At 43.2% G+C, this 13807-nt stretch carries 13 protein-coding genes; 4 read left to right on the top strand and 9 right to left on the bottom strand.

The window, feature by feature from the left end; all coding sequences use genetic code 11:
- Positions 1 to 260: 260 nt before the first annotated feature.
- From ETP43_RS03475 to ETP43_RS17015, 4 genes are all read right to left on the bottom strand, one after another.
- Positions 261 to 1115, bottom strand: a complete 855-nt coding sequence (locus ETP43_RS03475; protein WP_022398573.1) for a carbohydrate ABC transporter permease — start codon at positions 1113 to 1115, stop codon at positions 261 to 263.
- The gene (locus ETP43_RS03470) at positions 1115 to 2002 is read right to left on the bottom strand and encodes a carbohydrate ABC transporter permease (RefSeq protein ID WP_022398572.1); all 888 of its coding nucleotides are present in this window, start codon (positions 2000 to 2002) and stop codon (positions 1115 to 1117) included. Before ETP43_RS03470 ends, ETP43_RS03475 begins: the two co-directional genes overlap by 1 nt.
- Before the next feature lie 106 nt (positions 2003 to 2108).
- Complete coding sequence (locus tag ETP43_RS03465; protein WP_164979589.1) at positions 2109 to 3488, bottom strand: ABC transporter substrate-binding protein; 1380 nt, start codon at positions 3486 to 3488, stop codon at positions 2109 to 2111.
- Positions 3489 to 3538: 50 nt separating this feature from the next.
- Complete coding sequence (locus ETP43_RS17015; RefSeq protein WP_164979588.1) at positions 3539 to 3691, bottom strand: hypothetical protein; 153 nt, start codon at positions 3689 to 3691, stop codon at positions 3539 to 3541.
- A gap of 449 nt (positions 3692 to 4140) precedes the next feature.
- On the opposite strand from ETP43_RS17015, the gene ETP43_RS03460 reads away from it, so the two are divergent.
- The 3 genes from ETP43_RS03460 to ETP43_RS03450 all read left to right on the top strand — a co-directional run bounded on the left by ETP43_RS03460 (position 4141) and on the right by ETP43_RS03450 (position 7394).
- Positions 4141 to 4800, top strand: a complete 660-nt coding sequence (locus ETP43_RS03460; protein ID WP_129257053.1) for an IS607 family transposase — start codon at positions 4141 to 4143, stop codon at positions 4798 to 4800.
- On the top strand, positions 4748 to 5911 hold the full coding sequence (locus ETP43_RS03455; RefSeq protein ID WP_129257052.1) for an RNA-guided endonuclease InsQ/TnpB family protein: 1164 nt from the start codon (positions 4748 to 4750) through the stop codon (positions 5909 to 5911). The genes ETP43_RS03460 and ETP43_RS03455 overlap by 53 nt, the downstream gene beginning before the upstream one ends.
- Before the next feature lie 175 nt (positions 5912 to 6086).
- The gene (locus tag ETP43_RS03450) at positions 6087 to 7394 is read left to right on the top strand and encodes a carboxylesterase/lipase family protein (RefSeq protein WP_129257051.1); all 1308 of its coding nucleotides are present in this window, start codon (positions 6087 to 6089) and stop codon (positions 7392 to 7394) included.
- A 120-nt stretch (positions 7395 to 7514) separates the two neighbouring features.
- Here ETP43_RS03450 and ETP43_RS03445 read toward each other — a convergent pair whose 3' ends face one another.
- Positions 7515 to 7826, bottom strand: coding sequence for a YbjQ family protein (locus tag ETP43_RS03445; RefSeq protein ID WP_117526054.1), 312 nt, complete (start codon positions 7824 to 7826; stop codon positions 7515 to 7517).
- Complete coding sequence (locus tag ETP43_RS03440; protein ID WP_118575510.1) at positions 7807 to 8448, bottom strand: MerR family transcriptional regulator; 642 nt, start codon at positions 8446 to 8448, stop codon at positions 7807 to 7809. The genes ETP43_RS03445 and ETP43_RS03440 overlap by 20 nt, the downstream gene beginning before the upstream one ends.
- A 544-nt stretch (positions 8449 to 8992) precedes the next feature.
- Between ETP43_RS03440 and uxuA the strand changes: the two genes are divergently transcribed.
- Entirely contained in the window at positions 8993 to 10102 is a 1110-nt protein-coding gene (gene uxuA / locus ETP43_RS03435) for a mannonate dehydratase (RefSeq protein WP_129257050.1), read from the top strand.
- Positions 10103 to 10392: 290 nt separating this feature from the next.
- Here the strand turns inward: uxuA and ETP43_RS03430 are convergent, their stop codons facing one another.
- The 3 genes from ETP43_RS03430 to ETP43_RS03420 form a co-directional block, all read right to left on the bottom strand.
- The gene (locus tag ETP43_RS03430; protein ID WP_129257049.1) at positions 10393 to 12504 is read right to left on the bottom strand and encodes a glycoside hydrolase family 3 C-terminal domain-containing protein; all 2112 of its coding nucleotides are present in this window, start codon (positions 12502 to 12504) and stop codon (positions 10393 to 10395) included.
- A 201-nt stretch (positions 12505 to 12705) separates the two neighbouring features.
- Positions 12706 to 13506, bottom strand: coding sequence for a DUF3169 family protein (locus ETP43_RS03425; protein ID WP_129257048.1), 801 nt, complete (start codon positions 13504 to 13506; stop codon positions 12706 to 12708).
- A complete protein-coding gene (locus ETP43_RS03420) occupies positions 13496 to 13711 on the bottom strand; it encodes a helix-turn-helix transcriptional regulator (RefSeq protein ID WP_022170760.1) in 216 nt (71 codons plus the stop codon). The genes ETP43_RS03425 and ETP43_RS03420 overlap by 11 nt, the downstream gene beginning before the upstream one ends.
- Positions 13712 to 13807 lie beyond the last annotated feature (96 nt).

Genomic DNA, 13807 nt, shown 5'->3' with positions numbered 1-13807 from the left:
GACAAGACGCGTCCTTCATCGGGACCTGAAAAGGCTATATTTATTTTTATTATAGAATTATTTTCTCATATTGTCTATGTATTGTTGTGTACTTTATTTTCTATGATACCAGGGTCGTGAGAGTACGAAGTACGGATCAATCCGGTATCAAAGAGGGCAAAATACCTTTTGACCCCAACAGCTTTCCGTTTATATAAGAAAAGGTGAGTGTATCTTTTCTTTATCAGATTCAGATACACTCACCTTTCAGTACCGCTTTATTATGATTTTACTGCACCGGCAACTACACCAGCGATAATATATTTCTGTAATGCGACATACAGGATGATTACCGGGATGATTGCCATAACCAGTGCCGCCATCAGAAGATCCATATCATTGCTGTATGTTCCCTGGAACAGCTTGGTTGCGATCGGGATCGTGTACAGAGATTTATCTGTCAGGATCAGGCTCGGCAGCAGGTAATCGTTCCACAGAGACAGGGCATACAGGATAACCAGTGTTGCTGTAGTCGGTTTTAACAGAGGGAACACAATCTGAAAGAATGTTCTCAATCTTCCTGCTCCGTCAATCTGTGCTGCCTCTTCCAGTGAGATCGGTACCCCACCTTTGATAAATCCATGGAACATGAATACCGCCATAGATACCGAGAAGCCCAGATGCATGAATATCAATGTTGCTCTGTGGTTCAGGATTCCAAATGTTCCACCGTAGATAGAGATCAGCGGGATCATAACTACCTGGAACGGGATTACCATGGAAAACAGCATTACCATGAAGATGATCTGATTGATCTTCCATGCTTTTCTTACGAAAATGTAAGCTGCCATGGAGGAGAACAAAATGATCAGGAACACACTCACACAGGTAATGATCAGGGAGTTCTTCAGGATGTTCATGAAGTTCATCTGTTGGAAAGCATCTACAAAGTTATCTGTTGTAAAACCTTTTTTACCACCCCAGCTCAGTGGCATTTTGATAATATCACGTTTGTGTTTGAAGGCATTCAGCACGATCATGTAGAACGGGAACATATAGATGATAAACAGCACTACAGTTACCAGTGTTTTCAGGAACGTTTTGATGCCTCTTACTGTCTTTTCCTGTCCTTCCATTATGCTTCAACCTCCTTCCGTTTGTTGATGATTGTCTGAGATACTGCAATAACCGCTGTAAAGATAAACAGGATGATTGCTTCTGTCTGTCCGACACCATACTGTTTTGCAGAAAAGGCTTTCTGATATACATACATGGCAGCCATAACAGTAGATCCGTAAGGACCACCTTCTGTCAGGGACAGGTTCACATCGTAGATCATGAAACATCTGGTGATGGTCAGGAACATACAGATCGTGAAAGATGCTCTCATCAGCGGAAGTACGATATATCTTGTTGTCTGAGATTCGTTACAGCCATCGATCTTGGCTGCTTCTTTCAGGTCTTCGGATACACCGGTCAGACCTGCGATATAAATTAACATCATGTAACCGGAGAACTGCCATATTGTTACCAGTACCAGTGCTGCGAATGCAGAGGCACTTCCTGACAGCATGGATTTCTGCAGAACGGTAACGTTCAGTGCATCACCAAAGTAAACAATAACTTTGTTAAATACGAACTGCCAGATATAACCAAGGATGATACCACCGATCAGGTTCGGGGTAAAGAATCCGGCACGGAAGAAATTCTTTCCTTTGATTTTTCCGGTTACCAGCAGTGCCAGTAAAAATCCGATCACGTTTACCAGTATTACGGAAACTACCACATACAGCAGTGTCAGTCCCAGGGACTGCCAGAAGCTGCTGTCTGCAACTACTGCCGCATAGTTTTTCAGTCCTACAAAAGGTTTGTTGCTGGATACGCCGTCCCAGCTTGTAAATGTCAGATATACACCATATAAGAATGGTACGATTACCACGGCCAGGAATGCGAAGGTTGCAGGACCTGCAAATACCAGGAACGTGGAAACTTTGCTCCATAAGCTTTCTTTTTTACTATTCATCTCGTTGCCTTTCTTTCCCTCTTTTAGTGAAAGTTGCCGGGTCAGTATGCATTACTCTGCCCGGCAACTTCTTAACTAGCAACCAATTATGTATCTGCCTTTTTGATTATTCGGAAAGATTTGTCCAGTAATCCTGAACTTCTTTTGCGAATTCGGCACGGTCAATCTGTTTGTCCAGATATTTCTGCATGAACGCACCAACTTCTGACCAGTGATCTCCAGGATAGTTAGAAGGCTGATCAAACAGCTTTCCTTCTACAGTAAATCTCTGAATACTCTGTCCCAGCATGTTTGTAGCATCTTCTGTGATATTGGAGAATGCGGGTACTAAAGAGCAATCATCAACCAGTACTTTGTTTCCTTCCGCTGTGTTTGCCAGCCAGTCAAGGAAATCTTTTGCTGCTGCCTGCTGATCTTCATCGTTACATTCTTTATCGATCATAACCTGTTTGGTAGCACCACCACAGATGTAATCATTTACGTTAGCATTTCCTTCTGTTCCGTTCTGCGGTACCGGCATGATTCCGATCTCAGTATCGTCTTCAATGTAATCAGAAATCTCTGCCCATGCCCAGTTTCCGTTGAACCAGAATGCCACATCACCTTCTGCCAGGTCTGCTGCGTTTTCATCGTAATCAGCAGCCAGCGGGTCTGCTTTGTTGATGTTATATTCCATCAGCAGATCGTAGGTATCCATCAGAGAAGTAAATCTTTCGTTGGACATCAGATCTACGCTTCCGTTTCTCAGATCTTCCATAATCTTTTCTGTACCGGTCAGTGTTCCGTCCTGCTCTTCATATACCTGTGTGAAGTAATGTCCTGCATTGCTCCAGTCTTCCTGGTTCAGAGCCACCGGGCTTTCCATACCGTTGTCTACCAGTTTTTTCAGCAGTGCTTCGAAGTCATCCATGTTTGTTACAGAAGTCGGATCCCAGTCTTCTCCCAGAGTATCTTCGATTACTGTTTTGTTGTAGATCATACCTCTGCCTTCGATACAGAATGGGAAGCTGTACAGTTTTCCGTCTGTTCCGGAGATACCGTACTGTGTACCACCATTTGCTGCCCAGGATTCATCACTCAGATCTACACCTTTTTCTTCACAGATAGAAGCAACGTCCTGTGGGTCACACATGATCAGTGTCGGAGCATTCTTTGCCGCATATCTGGCAGATACTTCCTGAGAAGGTGTACCACTACCGATGGTGTAAACTTCCAGTTTTGCTCCTGTCAGTTCTCCCCACTGCTCTGCAGCTGCTTCCAGCTGAGACTGGATCTCACTCTTTGTATTCAGCATGGTGATGGATACGCCGCTGAAATCTCCGCGTGCGCTGTCTGCGGAATCACTGTCATCGGAAGATGCGCTTTCATCTGTTGTTGTAGTTTCACTCTTGGAAGAAGAGTCATCGGAAGAAGAGCTTCCGCATCCTGCCAGCAGGCTTCCTGCCATTGCCATTGTTAATACTGCTGCAACTACTTTTCTTTTCATATTAAATATCCTCCTAAAATAGTTTATGCACTTTGCTACTTTGAAACGGTTCATTTTTGTTTCTTCGTAGTTCCTTTCGTTGTATTTACTATACTACAACATCTTGCACAAAGCAATTGTGATTTTTCATCAAAGTTACCGGTTACTTTTTGTGCATTTTTACTCTTTCTTTTATTTCCTTGCCTAGTTTTCGTTTTTTTCATCTTTAAACCGTTTCATTTTATATAGAACAATTCATGCATTCTATGGTTTTTTAATTCATTTTTTGCGTATATCTCTCAGCATCAATATGTGTTCAAATTTTTATTCCTTTGCAGGCTAAATGATTTCACTATTCTATCTATCCCCTGTTTATACTGCTTTTTTACCAATTCTCAATTTCTATCTTTGTGTATTTTTACTACTGGTACTTTTTGCAGATTTATCCTATGATAAATTGTACCTATTCCGTAGGTAGCATTCTGACTCATAACTGTGAGGCTACTGAACAATTACGAGTAATTTATATATTGAATCATTTCATTCTGCAAAATAACATAACGGAGATAACAGGGTGGTTGTTAACAGTTAAATATAAATTATAAAATCATATAAGTTGGTGTTGAGTTTTATAAAATATCAGAGTAGAATATTATTGAAAGGAGTTGATACTTTGAGTAAATATTATTCTATACATGAATTTTCAAAAATTATAGGCGTATCTGCTCAGACATTACGAAATTGGGATGCCAATGGAAAACTTCATCCGCATCATACTACAGTAAGTGGCTATAGATATTATTCCGATGAGCAACTCAACCAAGTAATAAATGTAAAGCCTAAAAATCGCATTACAATTGGATATTGTCGTGTTTCCAGCCATAAACAAAAAGATGATTTGGAACGACAGATTGATAATGTCAAGACATATCTTCTAGCAAAAGGGCAGCCGTTTGAGATAATAAGTGATATCGGTTCTGGGATTAATTATAAGAAAAAAGGGCTTCAGGAATTGATCAGACGAATCTCTCAAAATCAGGTTGAAAAGGTTGTTGTTTTATATAAAGACAGGTTATTGCGATTTGGTTTTGAGTTGATAGAATATATCGCTTCACTTTATAATTGTGAGATTGAGATTATTGATAATACTGAAAAATCTGAACAGCAGGAACTTGTTGAAGATCTGGTTCAAATAATCACAGTATTCAGTTGCAAATTACAAGGAAAACGAGCGAGCAAAGCTAAGAAGCTTATCCGAGAATTGATACAGGAGGAAACAGATGGTAAAAGCCATAAAAGTAATGTTGATACCAAACAACGTACAGAAAACTAAGATGTTTCAGTACGCAGGAGCTTCAAGATTTGCTTATAACTGGGCTTTGGCCAGGGAAAAAGAAAGCTACGAAAAAGGTGGCAAATTCATTTCAGATTCAGAACTCAGAAAAGAATTTACAAAGCTTAGACATTCTGATGAATACGCATGGCTATTAAATATTTCAAATAATGTAACTAAACAGGCAATCAAAGATGCCTGTACTGCGTATAAGAACTTTTTCAAGGGTTTGCAAAAATTCCCAAGATTCAAGTCCAGAAAGAGATCAATGCCGAAGTTCTATCAGGACAACGTTAAGATACAATTCAGTAATACCCACGTTAAGCTTGAAGGTTTTTCTTCCGGCAGGAAAGCAAATAAGCAAAAAAAGAATTGGGTAAGACTTGCAGAACATGGACGTATTCCAACAGATGTTAAATATATGAATCCGAGAATATCCTTTGATGGATGGAACTGGTGGATCAGTGTATGTGTAGAATTTCCTGACTGCAAGGAAACACTGAATGATGATGGAGTTGGCATAGACCTGGGAATTAAAGACTTAGCTGTCTGCTCTGATGCCGTTAAGTATAAGAACATGAATAAGAGTCAGAAAGTAAAGAAACTAGAAAAACAGAAACGTAGATTACAGCGTAGGATCTCTCGTTCTTACGAGAAAAATAAGAAAGGGGAAAGCTACTGTAAAACAAATAATGTAATCAAAAAGGAAAAACTTTTATTAAAACGAAATCACAGATTAACAAACATCCGTAAAAACTATTTGAATCAGACCATATCTGAGATCGTAAATCGAAAACCAAGATTTATATGTATTGAAGATCTGAATGTCAGCGGAATGATGAAAAACAGACATTTATCCAAAGCAGTACAGGAACAAGGATTTTTTTGGTTTAGAAAACAGCTTGAATACAAATGCAATGATAAAGGGATTCAGCTTATTGTGGCTGATCGGTTTTATCCATCATCAAAGCTTTGCAGCTGCTGTGGAAACATCAAAAAAGATTTGAAGTTATCTGACAGGGTTTATAGATGTGAATGTGGGAATATGATTGACAGAGATTTCCAGGCATCTATAAATCTCAAGGCTTATGGAGAACGATTTGCAAGCTAACACTGAAACGTTAATGCAAATATGTACGGATACGTTAGTCCGGAATTTACGTCTATGGAGAGTACAAGAACTTGTGAGTAGATAGATATTTATATCATCAAAAGCATACTCGTTGAAGTAGGAATGAAACATGAAAGTTTATAACTTTTTATAAGTTTTCAGTAACGGTTATCCAATGGCGACTTTAACAACTGTATCAAGTAATTATGGAACTATTAACGGTATTCAGAAAGATGGATATTCTGTTTTTCGGGGCATTCCATTTGCAAAGGTTCCCACAGGTGCTCTTCGTTTTGCACCACCTCAAAAACCGGAAAGCTTCAAAGAAGCTTATGATGCGTTTACTTTCCGTTCCATCCCCATGCAGCATTTCACCGACCCGGACGGTTTATATCAGAAAGAATTCTATGATAACCCGGACTTTCATTTTCCGATTTCTGAAGACTGTCTGTATCTGAACATCTGGACGCCGGCACATACTGCTTCTGAAAAACTTCCGGTAGCAGTATGGATTCACGGGGGTGGCTTTGAACATGGATTTTCCACAGAACTGGAGTTTGATGGGGAAGCTTATGCAAAAAAAGGTGTGATCCTGGCGACTATTTCTTACCGCGTCAACGTGTTTGGTTTCCTTTATGATCAGAAACAGGAAGAGGAACTTGGTTTCAGCGGCAACCAGGGACTACTCGACCAGATTGCCGCACTGGAGTGGATCTCTGAAAATATCGCTGCCTTCGGTGGAAATCCGGATAACATCACAATCATGGGCCAGTCCGCCGGAGCTATGAGTTCACATGTACTCACATTTTCTCCGCTGGCCACACCGATGATCCATCAGGCTATCCTTCAGAGTGGAAGCATTGCCTGTTTTCCGTCTCCAATGGTATTTACCAAAACACAGGCGCAGGCAGTAACGGATAAGTTCTATGAACTGTGCGGTGTTTCTTCTATCGAAGAGTTACGCAGACTCCCCGCAGAAGATCTGCTGGACAAATCCGATGAACTGATGACTCTGTACCCATCCCTTCCGTTTCGTCCGGTCGTCGACGGTCATGTACTTCCGGATACTCCGGATGTTCTGACAAAAGAAGGGGGCATGGCCCATATCCCCTATCTGATGGGTGTTACCAAAGACGATCTGTTTATTCCGGAAGGTGCTTCCCACAGAGAGGGTGGTTTCTTCACTGCTGCCGTTTCTTTTGCAAATGCCTGCCGGAAACAGGATCTTCCGGTATATCTCTACGAATTCTGCCACGATCTGCCGGGAAGCAGTGATGGAGCATTTCATTCTTCCGAACTATGGTATACTTTCGGAACACTGGATCGTTGCTGGCGCCCGATGACAGACGCTGATCATGCACTTGCTGAAAAGATGGTCACCTGCTGGACCGATTTCATGAAGCACGGAAATCCGAACAGCACCGGCACAAACGACTGGAAACCATGGACAGAAGAACATCCATATGTCAAAACTTTCGCCTAATTCATAATTGATTCACTGAACTATCGATATGTAAAAAGCGCCCCAAAAACTATGTTTTTCAGTATATAAAATACCAGGAGAAAACATCCCATCCCGTTTTCTCCTGGTATATAATTCGTTTTATTTATATTTTATTGCCGTTCCGTATGCAATCACTTCTGCTGCACCTGACATCACCTGCGAGGAACCATATTTTACTCCGATCACTGCATCTGCATCCATTTCTTTCGCCTCATCCACCATACGTTTCGTGGCGATCTGGCGTGCTTCGTTCAGCATCTCCGTGTATCCTACGATTTCTCCACCTACCAGAGTCTTCATACCTGCCATAAAATCTCTGCCTATGTTTTTGGTCTGTACCACGGTACCCTTTACAATTCCCAGTGCCTCAAATTCTGCACCCGGAATATATTCAATACTTAGAAGCTTCATCTTCTTCTCCTCCTTCGATCTCTTTCATTCTTCCTGCAAGTGCTGCCAGTGTTCCGATCACGATTGCAGCCGGAACTGCCAGAAACAGCACAAGCAATCCACACGGAATCGGATCCTGTGCATTTGCCCATATTACCAGAAGCATACTGCATACCATAAGCACAATCATCACAGCTGCACCGACAATCGCACCTGTCATTTTTTTTCGGTGAACATCCGTCCTGTTTACATCCATAAACTTCACACCTTCTTTCTCCATCTTCTCCACTTCTTCCAGACAGGCTTCTGCGTCCAGGGTATCCAGTGACAGATGCTCCTGTATCATCCGTTCGCAGATCTCCTGCATTTTTCCAAGACTTCTTTTTCGATGCTCCAGTTCTTTCAGATGCTGTTCCAGACAGATCTGCAGACTTTCCTTTTGCTCAAAAAGTGCTCTCATCTCCTCAATAGAAATATCTATTTTCCGAAGAAGCTTAATCTCCTGCAGTCGTATCACATCTTTCTGATGATATTCCCGGTATCCGTTCTCCGCCCGCTCGATCTGTAACAAACCCTGTTCTTCATAAAAACGGATATTCTTTTTTGTGATTCCGACTAACTCTTCTACCTGTTTGATCTTCATAATCCTGCATCCTGCCTCTCGTCTTTTCCAAACCCTTCAACATCCCATCAAAATTTCCCGGAAAAACCGCTTTATTTTCCTGTCTGTACCTGTTTTATAAGGCATCCACCAGGGGGAAAGTCAAGTATTTTCATAAAAATATTCAAATTGTGATATTCAATTCGCCAAAGTATCTAAAACCTAAAGAAAATGACGAAATTGCAAACACACTGCATAGGCCATTTTTGCTTGTTATTATATCACGATTCGTACCTCCGGCACTGACGCTGCTTCGCAGCTATCGTGATCGCTATTCGCCGCTCCCCATGAATAAGCTGCGCTTATTCCCGCTCGCTAACGCTCATTATATCACACATCTCTTTAAAAAGTTTCCATAAAGTTCATCCTCCGACGTGCTTCACCATATGCAAAGGCAGACCCTGATTCCCGGATAGACAGTCCGAGAAACAGTGTGGTATGATATAAGAAGACAAATCGTAAACAACTGGCCGAACATCCGGTACAGAAATCAAGCAAAAAAACAGCTATAAGGGGGTAATAACCGATGCAAATGACGTTTCGCTGGTATGGCGATGGAAATGATGACATCACTCCGGAAATGATCCGACAAATTCCCGGAGTCAGCGGACTTGTCTGGGCGCTTCATGACAAGCAGCCGGGGGAAATCTGGACTGTCGAGGAAATAGAGAAAGTAAGAGCTAGGATCGAAGGCGCCGGTTTCCACATGGATGTTGTAGAGAGCGTAAATGTCCATGACGATATCAAAATCGGTCTTCCTACACGGGATCAGTATATTGAAAATTATAAGACAACACTTAAAAATCTTGCACAGTTCGGTGTAAAAGTAGTGACCTATAATTTTATGCCGATCTTCGACTGGACAAGAACGGACCTTTTTCATCCGCTGGAAGACGGATCCACTGCACTGTATTATGAAAAAAGCAAAATACAGGATGCCTATAAGGAAATGGCTGCCTATATTCTGGAAAATCTTCACGGAAAGACATTTCCCGGATGGGAACCGGAGCGGATGGCAAAACTGGATGAACTTTTTGAAGCGTATCGCCCGGTGACCAAAGAAAAATTGTGGGAAAATCTGCAGTATTTTCTGGAAGCAATCATGCCAACCTGCCATGAAACCGGCATCAAGATGGCCATTCATCAGGATGATCCGCCGTGGGATATCTTCGGAATCCCAAGACTGCTCTGTGATAAAGCATCCATCGGAAGATTTCTTCATATGGTAGATGATCCATACAACTGTCTGTGCCTGTGTTCCGGTTCCCTTGGCGCCAACCCGGAAAATGATGTGGCCGACATCATTCACACCTACTGTGACCGGATCGCTTTTGCTCATATCCGGAATCTTCGCCATTACCCCAACGGTGATTTCTCCGAAGTCTCTCACAGAGACTGTGACGGCGATACCGGAATTCTGGAAATCATGCGAGCATACCATGACTGCGGCTATACCGGCTATGTACGGCCGGATCACGGCAGACATCTGTGGGGAGAAGAATCCCACTGCCGGCCGGGATACGGTTTGTATGACCGGGCACTCGGTATCATGTACCTCTTGGGATGCTGGGATATGTTGGAACGTCTGGAACCGGATTCCGGTCAGTTACGCTCCATTTCTTCTGATGCAAAATAAACATGTGTTTTATGATCATCACAGCAGTCACCTGTTTCTCGTGTAGGCACAGACTTTTGCCCGTCACCCACGTAAATGATTGATATACAATGCAATAAAAGGACTATCCGTGTTGGTAAGATAAAAAATACTTTCTAAAGATTTTTCACCTTACCTACACGGATAGTCCTTTCTTTATTTTATATGGGTAATTTTCCCTAACAGGAAATCACCTTAATTCCTTTTTCAGACATTCCAACAGACTCTGGCATCTCTATTTACGTATATCTTGCATTTGTCATACCCGCTGCTTATTTTCCAAGTGTAAATCTCACCTCCACCGGGCGGCATCCGGTCAGGGCAACGCTTCTCTCATCCGGCTGTGTGCATCCCACATAAAGCGAAAACTCATCACTGTCTACATAGCGCTTTCCTTCCTCGTCTACGATCGTCAGTGCCCGCGGATCGATGGTAAGATCCGCTTCTATGGTTTCTCCGGCTTTTACTTTCACCCTCCGAAATCCACACAAGCTGTAATTTCTGACTGCATATCTGGATTTCCAGTCTTTTATGTAAACCTGAACCACATCGTCTGTGTCCCGCATGCCGGTATTGTTTACTGTACAGCGAAGTTTCAGCGGCCGGTCTTTTTCCGGTTTCTCTGTCCATGCAACTGCAGTCACCTTCACATCCCCATAAGTCAGTCCATATCCAAACGGATACAGTGCTTCCATTTCCATATAACGATACGTTCTGTTTTTCATGGAATAATCGGTAAACTCAGGCAGATCTGCTGTATCTTTATAAAATGTAACCGGAAGCTTTCCGCTTGGTGATACCTTTCCAAAAAGAATATCTGCCACCGCAGTTCCACCCTCTGCGCCAGGATACCACGCCTGTAAAACCGCATTGGTATTCGCATCCGCATATCGCAGGTCCATCGCGCTTCCCGAAAGAATTACCGTGATCACAGGTTTTCCGACAGCCACAACCGCCTGCAGAAGTCTCTGCTGACAGCCCGGAAGTTCCAGAGATGCCTTATCTCCTGCCTGCCCGCGGTTACTCTGATCCGGTTCTTCTCCTTCCATCGTCTCATCCAGTCCCAGAACCACAACCGTCACATCGCTGTGTTTGGCCGTGATCACTGCCTCCGAGATTCTGTCATCGTTCCATGCCAGATTTTCCATGACATCTTTATACATATGGGATCCCTCTGCATAAAGTACACGGCAGTCCTCTTCTGCCTCTTTCTGAATTCCTTCCAGAACCGTCACATACCGTGAGGATGTTCCGTGGTAATTTCCCTGCAGGGCGATCCGGTTGTTCGCATTCGGTCCAACCACTCCGATCGTCCGGATCTTTTTCTTATCTAACGGCAAAATTCCATCGTTTTTCAGAAGAACCGCACCTTTTTGTGCCGCTTCGACAGCCAGCTGCCGATGTTCTCTACATTCTACTACTTCATAAGGAATATCATCGTATTCACTTCCGTCAAACATTCCCAGAAGAAAACGTGTGGTAAATACCCGGATACAGGATTCCGTGATCTGTTCTTCGGTAACCAGGCCATCCTGAAGCGCTGCCATAATATACGCATATGTACATCCGCAGTTCATATCACATCCGGCCTCCAGTGCCATCTGCGCCGATTCTTTTGGTCCGTTGGTGATCTTATGGAACTGATGGAAATCCTGAATCGCCCAGCAGTCCGATACCACATGACCTTCAAATCCCCAGTCTTCCCGCAGGATTTTTTTCAGTAGCGTTTTACTTCCGCAACATGGTTCCCCGTTTGTCCGGTTATATCCTCCCATCACGGCTTCCACACCGGCTTCTTTCACTGCCATCTCAAAAGCCGGAAGATAGGTCTCATACAGATCTTTTTGTGAAACCTCCGCATCAAACTCATGGCGGATCGCCTCCGGACCGGAATGTACGGCAAAATGCTTCGCACATGCTGCCACTTTCATCGTCTCACCATCACCCTGTAAGCCCTTGATAAACGCCACACCGAGTCTCGCGGTCAGAAACGGATCTTCTCCATACGTCTCATGCCCGCGTCCCCACCTCGGATCACGGAAAATATTGATGTTCGGTGACCAGAAAGTCAGTCCTTTGTAAATATCTCTGTCTTCTTCTTTGGAAAATGCATTATACTTGGCTCTGCCCTCTTCTGCAATCACATCAGCGATCTTCTGCATCTCCTCTTCATCAAACATAGCCGCACAACCGATTGCCTGTGGAAATACCGTTGCAGTACCTGCACGTGCCACTCCGTGAAGTGCCTCATTCCACCAGTTATAAGTCGGAATTCCCAGCCGTTCAATCGCCGGGGCATCGTATTTGAGCTGTCCAGCCCGCTCCTCGATGGTCATTTTTGCTACCAGGGCTTCTGCTTTTTTTCTTGCCTGCGCTCTGTCCATATTTTTTCTTCTCCTCCTTGGTATGTTGCTGTTAAAAATCCCCTTCTGTGCCAAATATCATTTTCTTTTTTTGTACAGAATTCCTCACTGCAAATTTTACCATATTTTTCTGTATCTGTGTTTAATTTCAGTATTTTTACACAAAAAAATCCTGTACGGAAAAAACGCTTTCCATTCTCTCCGTACAGGATGTTATCTTTTTTATTTGCTCAGTTTTTCTCCCTTGTTCTGCAGACACGCTCTACAGTATGTCACCGATGTTACCAGCCAGATCACTGACGGCATCACGATGGCAAGGATCCCCGTATCAAAAAACATATGCAGGATCAGCGCCACAAACGTCAGGATCGGCGCCCATTTCATCACGGTCTGATAGCCTTTGTAACTTGCCTGGTAGATACATTCCTTTTCTGCCTCATCGCAGCTTTCCAGCCACTGCTTCGGGAATTTTAAAGAAGTCGGATCTCCTTTTTTGTCCGGATAGATCTTCTGTATCACGCGGACATAGCGAATCTGCCATACATTCAGATACACTTCCAGTGCAATAAATGTAAGAATTTCAAGCAGAAACCACATTATCCCAGAACCGTTCAGACTTTCAATATATTTTGTGGAATATCCGGTTGCGAGAAGCAGAATCATCGCAATACTTCCGGCAAAGCTTACGATCATTCCCCTACCTCCCGCAGCTTCCAGCTCGTAATTCAGCCGTTCATACGCTTCATCTTCTGCCTGTTCCATGGCTTCGCCCGCTCTTTTCAGTCTGCCCATATACTGCTCACAAAGTACCAGCGCTATCACTCCACAGATTGCCATCAGCGGAAGCATCCAGGTGCGGACACTGTTCAGGAAGAATTGCATTCCCTCCTGAATACCTGTCAGAACTCCATGCACTTGTCCCATTTCCATGACACCCCCCAGAATTCCTCCCAGCGCACCGCTGATACACATGATTACCGCATATTTTACATATACATTTTTCTTTTTTGTTTTATTCATCATTCTCTTCCTCCGTATAGCTGAAAATATCTTCCACGGTTACCTGACAGATCTTTGCCAGCTTCAGCGCCAGCGTTACCGACGGTGAATAATCCCCCCGCTCGATCAGACTGATCGTCTGCCGGGACACTCCTGCCCGTTTTCCCATATCCGCCTGATTGATGCCAAGTCTGGCGCGATGTTCCTTTAACCTGTTTTCCAGCGGCATATCTGCTTCTCCTTTCTTGTTTCTGTTTTGACTTGTATTCTTGTCATTTTGACAACTTTATTTGTCATTTAACTTGTGTTTATTCTATCATTGACA

Source organism: Blautia faecicola (genome assembly GCF_004123145.1).
Taxonomy (GTDB): domain Bacteria; phylum Bacillota; class Clostridia; order Lachnospirales; family Lachnospiraceae; genus Oliverpabstia; species Oliverpabstia faecicola.
The sequence above is the reverse complement of the archived record's forward strand: the minus strand, read 5'-3'. Positions and strand labels throughout refer to the sequence as shown.

Excerpts from the sequence above, each read along its gene's own strand:
- ETP43_RS03475 (WP_022398573.1), bottom strand. The coding sequence starts at position 1,115 with ATGGAAGGACAGGAAAAGACAGTAAGAGGCATCAAAACGTTCCTGAAA.
- uxuA (WP_129257050.1), top strand. The coding sequence starts at position 8,993 with ATGCAAATGACGTTTCGCTGGTATGGCGATGGAAATGATGACATCACT.
- ETP43_RS03420 (WP_022170760.1), bottom strand. The coding sequence starts at position 13,711 with ATGCCGCTGGAAAACAGGTTAAAGGAACATCGCGCCAGACTTGGCATC.
- ETP43_RS03470 (WP_022398572.1), bottom strand. The coding sequence starts at position 2,002 with ATGAATAGTAAAAAAGAAAGCTTATGGAGCAAAGTTTCCACGTTCCTG.
- ETP43_RS03455 (WP_129257052.1), top strand. The coding sequence starts at position 4,748 with ATGGTAAAAGCCATAAAAGTAATGTTGATACCAAACAACGTACAGAAA.
- ETP43_RS03445 (WP_117526054.1), bottom strand. The coding sequence starts at position 7,826 with ATGAAGCTTCTAAGTATTGAATATATTCCGGGTGCAGAATTTGAGGCA.
- ETP43_RS03450 (WP_129257051.1), top strand. The coding sequence starts at position 6,087 with ATGGCGACTTTAACAACTGTATCAAGTAATTATGGAACTATTAACGGT.
- ETP43_RS03465 (WP_164979589.1), bottom strand. The coding sequence starts at position 3,488 with ATGAAAAGAAAAGTAGTTGCAGCAGTATTAACAATGGCAATGGCAGGA.
- ETP43_RS03440 (WP_118575510.1), bottom strand. The coding sequence starts at position 8,448 with ATGAAGATCAAACAGGTAGAAGAGTTAGTCGGAATCACAAAAAAGAAT.
- ETP43_RS17015 (WP_164979588.1), bottom strand. The coding sequence starts at position 3,691 with ATGAAAAAAACGAAAACTAGGCAAGGAAATAAAAGAAAGAGTAAAAAT.
- ETP43_RS03430 (WP_129257049.1), bottom strand. The coding sequence starts at position 12,504 with ATGGACAGAGCGCAGGCAAGAAAAAAAGCAGAAGCCCTGGTAGCAAAA.
- ETP43_RS03425 (WP_129257048.1), bottom strand. The coding sequence starts at position 13,506 with ATGATGAATAAAACAAAAAAGAAAAATGTATATGTAAAATATGCGGTA.